Origin of the sequence: Heliobacterium chlorum (genome assembly GCF_014502795.1) — a bacterium.
Classification (GTDB): Bacteria; Bacillota; Desulfitobacteriia; order Heliobacteriales; family Heliobacteriaceae; genus Heliobacterium; species Heliobacterium chlorum.
Genome location: NZ_JACVHF010000029.1, coordinates 26,179 through 33,619 on the forward strand (window position 1 = coordinate 26,179; position 7,441 = coordinate 33,619).

General features: G+C 45.1%; 4 protein-coding genes. All 4 read right to left on the bottom strand.

What is annotated here, in order from left to right; translation table 11 throughout:
* Positions 1-65: 65 nt before the first annotated feature.
* The 4 genes from H1S01_RS17335 to H1S01_RS17350 all read right to left on the bottom strand — a co-directional run bounded on the left by H1S01_RS17335 (position 66) and on the right by H1S01_RS17350 (position 6,881).
* Entirely contained in the window at positions 66-2,240 is a 2,175-nt protein-coding gene (locus H1S01_RS17335) for a PepSY domain-containing protein (RefSeq protein WP_188041652.1), read from the bottom strand.
* A gap of 745 nt (positions 2,241-2,985) precedes the next feature.
* Complete coding sequence (locus tag H1S01_RS17340) at positions 2,986-5,211, bottom strand: histidine kinase dimerization/phospho-acceptor domain-containing protein (protein WP_188041653.1); 2,226 nt, start codon at positions 5,209-5,211, stop codon at positions 2,986-2,988.
* The gene (locus tag H1S01_RS17345; protein ID WP_341479132.1) at positions 5,183-5,896 is read right to left on the bottom strand and encodes a response regulator transcription factor; all 714 of its coding nucleotides are present in this window, start codon (positions 5,894-5,896) and stop codon (positions 5,183-5,185) included. Before H1S01_RS17345 ends, H1S01_RS17340 begins: the two co-directional genes overlap by 29 nt.
* A gap of 280 nt (positions 5,897-6,176) precedes the next feature.
* Complete coding sequence (locus H1S01_RS17350) at positions 6,177-6,881, bottom strand: pyridoxal-phosphate dependent enzyme (protein WP_207732402.1); 705 nt, start codon at positions 6,879-6,881, stop codon at positions 6,177-6,179.
* Positions 6,882-7,441: the final 560 nt, after the last annotated feature.

Sequence of the window (7,441 nt, forward strand, 5' to 3'; positions counted from 1 at the left end):
AACCGGGGGCTCTCCCAACATGGAGAACCTCCGGTTTTACGCTTGCGATAGGGGGAGCTTCCTCTTTACTTTACTTTCATTGCTTGTAACAGGGCATAAGCAGCCTCGGCACGGGTCACCGCTTGCTGTGGTGCCAGGTTGTTCGTATCGGTCTTAATCATGCCTAACCCCCATGCGAGGGCTACATAACCGATAGATCCGTCGGAAAGAGATGCTGCATCTTCAAAAGGAAGTTGATAAATCTTTTGGACTTTTGCAGCCGGCTCTAGTTTCAGCATGCGCACAGTCAACTTGGCCAGTTGCTCCCGAGTGACGGCGTCGCCTGGCTGAACCTCACCTTGAACCCAGCCAAAGGATTTGGCAGAGGCGATAACTTCTTGGTCGGTGATCGTCTTATTGTCCGAGAGGGGGGACTTGATCATCACCATACCTCGAAGTAAGGAAACCATAGATACGGATTCATTGGGATGGAAGGCTGAACCATATTCACGGAAGAGGTTGATCTGACCGAGTTTGTGAATCTCTGCTTCCAATGGAATTCCGGAAATATCGTTGAATTTGAAGTCGTATTTATTCTCATCGACGATATTGCCTTCCCAATCGAGGCTTTGCCCAGTTCGTGCATCGAGCAACACCGGGTAAGCAGCCATTCGAGAAGCAGAAAGCGGTTGATAGATGAGTTTTACCGACTGATTTCCTTTTGAGTCATCGGCTTGCGCATAGGTCAAAGTCAGAGGGCGTTTGTTTAAAAAGTTCTCGTTGATACTTGCTGTGGACATAACCTGACTGGACGAGGGAAATTCTTTTTCTGTCCAATCAAGGTTATACTCTGTAACTTCTTTCGAAAGTGTGTTGACAGTTACGTTAATCCGGTTGTCGGGAAACGGAATCCCGTTGACCTTTCGAACATAGGAAAAAGTCTGACGCATTGGATTTTGGATGAGTGGACGGGGCTCCGGTGGTACTTGTTGATTATCTAATTGTACTCCTTGAAATCGTTTCGGTTGAATCTTTTTCAAGAAGGTTTCCGCAAGCTGTCGGGCGCCGTCCCGGTTCAATTCTCCATTTTTGGAATCATCCATGGACTGATCCCAATGATAGTATCCGATTAACTCACCGGTCAAAGCATTGACCCGACAGGATAAGTTTTTCCCTTCCGATCCGTCCCAAAATATGTTCCAACCATACTGGCTATCCCACTCCCGGGAAAGACTTGCGTTTCTGAGAGTAATATCTTTAGGTATCTGAAGCCATTTTTTTATGGATTCAATGGCTTGATCGCGACTGATAAATTTATCAGCTTGGCTGATTTCTTTTAATTCTTCCGGTCGTAGTTCTGTGGCATGATCCATTCCTTTTGACGGCACTGCACTTACACTCATCCCCATACCAGCGGCAAAACTGCCATAGCCTTTTTGAATCCATTGTTCTTTAGGGATTAGAGGTTGACCGGTAAATGCGTCAATTGCACCTTCCGAAGGATTGGTGAGTCGGTATACAAGAAAAGGTTTACTCTCGGCTTTATCTCTACGGGGAAAAAAGTATTGCAACTCCAGCATATTTGCATCGATAAAGCCTTCTTTCGCTTTCTCAGGAGAGATGACACCTTTCGTATCAGGTAAGGCAGCGGTTGTCCAGTTTACCTGGTAGTTAACGACTTTTCCGGTTTTGGAGTCAACCGCGACGGAAATCCCGTTACCAGGGAATGGAATTTGGTTCTCGATCCGTTGCCAGTAAAAATTGTACTGGCGGTTTCCATCTTTCGAAACGAAGGGGGATTGATTTATGTCAGTAACCAATTGTAACTTTTGCCATTTTCCCGAGTTAAGCCTTTGCACCAATTGACTAGCCGTTTCTTTGGCAACTTCCATCGTGATATCGGCTATGTTTAGTGCTGTATTGGAAGGATCCGGCTGCCAATCCCAATGATTCATACTTAAGATTTCACCGGTGGTGCCATCAACTTCGGCGGAAAAAGAACCGTTTGAACCTTTTGTAGCATTCCAACTAAGATTCCAAACTTTACGACCATTAAATTCGTTAAATCCAGATCGGAAGTCGTCCAAATCTTGAGGAACTGGAAAGTTGTCTTTTACGATACGAATGGCTTGTTCTAGAGATACTTTAGTTTGTTGAGAAATCAAAGTAGTTTCGCCAGCGAAAGCGTAAGAGGGGAGTAAGGTCGTAAGGAGGCAGCCGGAAACACAGAGTGAGAGAATGCGTTGGCTTCGGCGGTTCATGAAACAATACACTCCTTTTAAGTAATCTAATTTCCTGCCTTATAGACGATCAAATCGTCCATTTAGTTTCAATTTGTTTATTGGGATCATGTTTATCACTAAGAAGTTTGTTCATAAGAGGATTTTCTCAAGTTGTTTCAGACGGAGTGATTTTGTGGTATCTGGAAAGTTGGATTACGCTACGACAATTGAGGAGCAAAAATCTTACATCATGAGTAATGTCCTGGTTATAAGTTTGAAGAGTTTTTGCTTTGTCCAACTGTTGAAAAGTTAGTTAACCGGAGGATCTTTGAGCAAATTACTCCGGTCAATAAAGTCATTAGGTAAAGAAAAACTTAGCGTACCAGTTGTGCCGAATAGGTTCATTTGAGTCTGTTGAAAAAACACGGCTAAATTGGAGATACAACTCAATTGGTCGAAATACCAAAGTTTCAAATCTTTTACTTCGCATAATAGATATTATGTAAACTTGCGTAATCTTCCAACTGGGGTTTTTCAAAGGCTTCTGCTTAGCCAAAAACTTAGTAAGTAAATCACGATACTATCCGCATTATTTCTCCGTTTAACAAGACAAAGGCAGTGATCCGGATTTTATATCTGGATCACTGCCTTTGATTTTTATTTAAGACATTGTTAGTCGTTTAGGCCAGCTAAGACCTAACTTACAGCCTGCAAATAGATTGATCGTCTCCACGTGTTTTGGATATGCCACTATGATTGAGTGTATCTGAACTGTTCCAACGATTCATAGGTTCGCGGGAGCATCGCCATCTGAAAAAGCTTTATTCATTTTGATCAAAACTTTAAAGAGGTCTCCGTCGACGGTCACTTTTAAAACACCGCCGCAAGCGGCTACATTGCTTTGGGCAATGGCGAGCCCGAGTCCGCTGCCCTCGGTAGTTCTCGACTGGTCTCCCCGAACGAAGCGCTCCAGAATTTCGTCTTTATTGAAATTCATCTCGTAGTTGGAGATGTTTTTGAATTCCACATAGACATGGGTTTCATCTGCCGATACGGTAATATAAACCCTCGTCTTGGCTAATGCGTATTTCAATACATTCTGGATTAAATTCTCCAGCACCCGGGAAAGCCGTTTTCCGTCGGCCATAACAAGGGCCTGCCCCTCTTGGGCGTTCACTTTAAATTCTAGCTCTGACGCTTCAATTTGTTCTTCCTGCTCGGCCAGGGATTGGTTGACCAAAACAGCCAAATCGATACGTTCCATTTCCATGGTAATGTTGCCGCTTTGCACCCGGGAAATTTCAAACAAATCCTGGGTCATCTGTTTTAATCTTTCACTCTTTTTCTTGATGACAGCCACATATTCGTTAGCCACCTCTGGAATTAGATTTTCTTTAGAAAGCAAATCGGCATAGTTAATAATCGAAGTCAAAGGCGTCTTTAAATCGTGGGATACGTTGGTTACCAGTTCGGACTTCATTCTTTCCGCTTTAATTTCTTTGGCCAAGGCGCGCTTCAATCCATCGGCCAAGGTATTTACGTCTTTTGCCAACGCAGCAAACAGGCTGTTCTCGTTGATTACGATTTCATGATCCAGTTGTCCCTTTTTAATGATTTGCACCCCGTCCATGATCACTTGTAAAGGTTTTACTGCGTATATGGTGTAATACACGGCGAAAGCCGTCAACGCGCCAAGAACCAGGAAAAAGAAGAACGCCAGCCGTGAACCGGCGGTAACCATCAAAGCGGACAAAACGAATACGGAAACCACCAGCAGCACAATGGCTGCGGCTATTTTTATTAAGAGCGAACCTGAAGTTAGAATGGTTCTGAGCATGGTCCGGATTTTTGAGACCGCCCGATAGGTCAAGCTCTCCTTGAGTAAACTCCTATTTTTCAAGCGCCGAACCAAAGATAACAGCAACCATAAGCCTAGACTGCAGCTTATCATGCTAAACAGCGTAGCCGACAGGAAATCAGGCCGTAAGAAGTCCAAGATGAACAACGGCGCATCCAAAAAGTTGCTTTGTATCAGTTGGACCATTAAAATCGCCCATGAGAACACTACAGTAAGGATACCGAAAAGAGCGATATCCGTGTACAGCCGGTCAATGAGTTGAAACTGTATTGTTTGTCCATCGTTCCCCTTCCCTGTTTCCCAGATCAGGTAAAGAAGACCTATGCAGATCAACAACACGGCTCCCGCGATGACCCTCATCCCGTAGTATAAATGAACATACTGTCGATCCCTTTCTTCCTGCTTTTGCGCTAAGAACTCATCGTTGACTGCCAGGTAAATGGTGTTGTTTGACGCGTAGTCGAAAGCTGAATTGTAAAATCCTGTGTAGTCTTTGTTTGTCGGGTAGATTTTTGAGACGCTTTTGTCCACTACATAGTAGGCTTGGAATCCGGTAAAATAGCTTCGGTCCCTTTGATCCGTATTGCTATAAGTAACTACACCATTGGTCGCATAGTAATAGAACGCTGGCTGATTGCTCACTCTCTGTAAAAGGGAACGATACTCCCGGAACTCGCCGTCGATCATTTCTTGATGAAGGTCGGCCAGTTTTCCGGCCATTTCCTGTTCAAATTTATTTTTGATCACCTGAGATTTCTGTAACTTGCTTTCCACCGTTGAAGCGTTTGGTTTTTCGTCGTTCGGTTGATCAGAGAGTTCCATCCGGCGATCCAACTCAGCATACCAATCGTCAAAGATTCGCTGCCTTCGAATCTCGTAATCTGTTTTATTGATGCTATTGCCGGCTTTAATATTTTCTTCATTTCCATACTTAAGCAATTGATTAAGATCCTCAAGAACTTGTTGCTGGTATCGCGATAATTCGCTTGAATTAACATAGTGCCGCTCCGATAAAACTTCCAGGCTGTCCACATTTTTCATCAGGTTCGCAAACATGGTTACAGCGATGCCAAAACTGACCACCACTAGTAAGAAAGCAAACCCTGTTACAATGGGTGACCGGCTAATTTTTTTCAATTCGGTATCCAACACCCCACACCACCTTCAAATATTTGGGTTCTTTCGGATTGATCTCGATCTTTTCACGAATTCTGCGGACATGGACGGCGATGGTGTTGTCATTGATAAAGCCCTCTTCGTTCCACACCCGGCGGTAAATCTCTTCTGCTGAGAAAACCCGGTTGGGATGCTTGCATAAAAGCTCCAATATTCCATATTCCAAAGGCGTTAACTTGACAAATTCTCCGTCTACAGTCACACTTCTGCATTCGGGGTCCACTTGCAATCCGCCGATGACGATTTTGGAAGCAGCGTGGCTCTGGTCCATATTTCCCAGGCTCGTGTATCGCCGTAATTGAGACTTGACTCTTGCCAATAACTCCAAGGGATTGAAGGGTTTAGTGACATAATCGTCCGCCCCCACGGTGAGGCCGTGTATTTTATCCATATCCTCCGATTTAGCCGACACGATAATGATCGGAATGTTTTTCTCTTCCCGAATTTTCAATGTCGCTTTGATGCCATCCAACTTTGGCATCATAATGTCCATGAGCAACAGATGAACCGCCTTTGTATTGATGATCTCCAGAGCTTGCAAGCCGTCGTATGCCTTTAAAACTTCATAGCCCTCGTGACGGAGGTAGATGGACAAACTTTCCACAATATCTTGATCATCATCTACCACCAAAACGCTGTAGGATTGGATAACCGTCACCACCTTAAAAAAATTTCGTCATCACTTTTCTGTTCTTGTTTTCTCTGATTTACGCTCTGTGCTACCGTTCTCCCTGTTATAAATTATAAAAGGTGATTATGAAGAAAGATCACATATATTTCTTAAGGCTTTCTGACATTTCTTGTTGTCCAACCAAACCACTTCAAAGCGAAAACGGCGCTATCCCTTATCCGGTTAGGGTTAGCGCCGTTTTTTGTTCAACAAAAAAATGTCGTGCCGATTGTGCAACTGACACGCCATTTAACCATTTGGGTTTTTCCGATTAACCGTTCAGCATGTCGTAGACCTGAGCTACGTCCTTATCGCCCCGCCCCGAGAGGTTGACGATGATGATCTTATCCGGCGAAAGCTTAGGGGCCAATTTTAGCGTGTAGGCGACCGCATGCGCGCTTTCTAATGCTGGGGTAATCCCTTCAGTCTTGGATAGCGTTAGAAAAGCGTCTAGGGCCTCTTGGCGCGTCACCGTGACATACTCCGCCCGTCCGCTCGCTTGCAAGTAGCTGTGCTCAGGCCCCACGCCGGGGTAATCTAATCCCGCAGCGATGGAATAGGTCGGCTGGGGGTTGCCCTGTTCATCGAGCAAAACCAGGCACTTAAAGCCATGAATCGTGCCGGGGACACCTTCGGTTAGTGTCGCCGCCTCTTTCGGTTCCACGCCGATCAGCCGAACGGATGCTTCTTCTATGTAGTGTGCAAAGGCCCCGATGGCGTTGCTGCCGCCGCCCACACAGGCGAGTATCGCATCAGGAAGCCGTCCTTCTTTGTCGAGGATTTGTCGCTTTGATTCTTCACTGACCACACTTTGAAAAAACTTGACCATCTCCGGAAAGGGATGGGGGCCGACAGCGGAACCGAGCAAGTAAAAGGTGTCTTGATAATTTTGCACAAAATCAGTGAGCGCTTCATCGACAGCTTCTTTCAATCGGCCTTGGCCTTTGTCCACAGCGACAGGAATTGCCGCCAGCATCCCTCTATTTCATGTCCATGGGAAAAAAGGTATGATTGCTGTGAGGTGCTGTGGGGACCTGTTCAGTGGGCAGAGCAGTTAACTACAGTGTCTAGTACAGTTATCTATATTACCGTTAGGAACCACAGTTATCTATAGTTATGTTGTTGTTCTAGTTACATTGATCGTTTGGACTGAGGTCTTCCCGATTTATTAGACACAACTAAGTGTGATATTCTCGTTCATTCATAGGGATGCTTCGATTATCGCTACATCCCAGTTATGCGGTCCGCCACCGCCGCCTATAGGGTCTCATACAGCTAGTCGTCCGTCAAGGACAAGGGCTAAAGCCCCGCCTTTGGCGGTCCTTGACAGCCGCCTATCCGTATGGAGAACGGCAATTAGGCGGTGGACGTTGGAGTCTGCGGTTTTGCCAAAATGGTTCATTTTGTTCGTTACGCTGCGGTTCGCTGATTTATGTACTGTTTCAGATAGGCTTCCTATTTAGCCCCGTAAAGGAATTTGAGTCTTATCCCCTTATAAGTTAAACTTATAAATACGGAGGGGATAGGAAATGACAA

Bases quoted from the DNA above. Each gene is read 5' to 3' on its own strand.
- H1S01_RS17335 (WP_188041652.1), bottom strand. From the start codon at position 2,240: ATGAACCGCCGAAGCCAACGCATTCTCTCACTCTGTGTTTCCGGCTGC.
- H1S01_RS17350 (WP_207732402.1), bottom strand. From the start codon at position 6,881: ATGCTGGCGGCAATTCCTGTCGCTGTGGACAAAGGCCAAGGCCGATTG.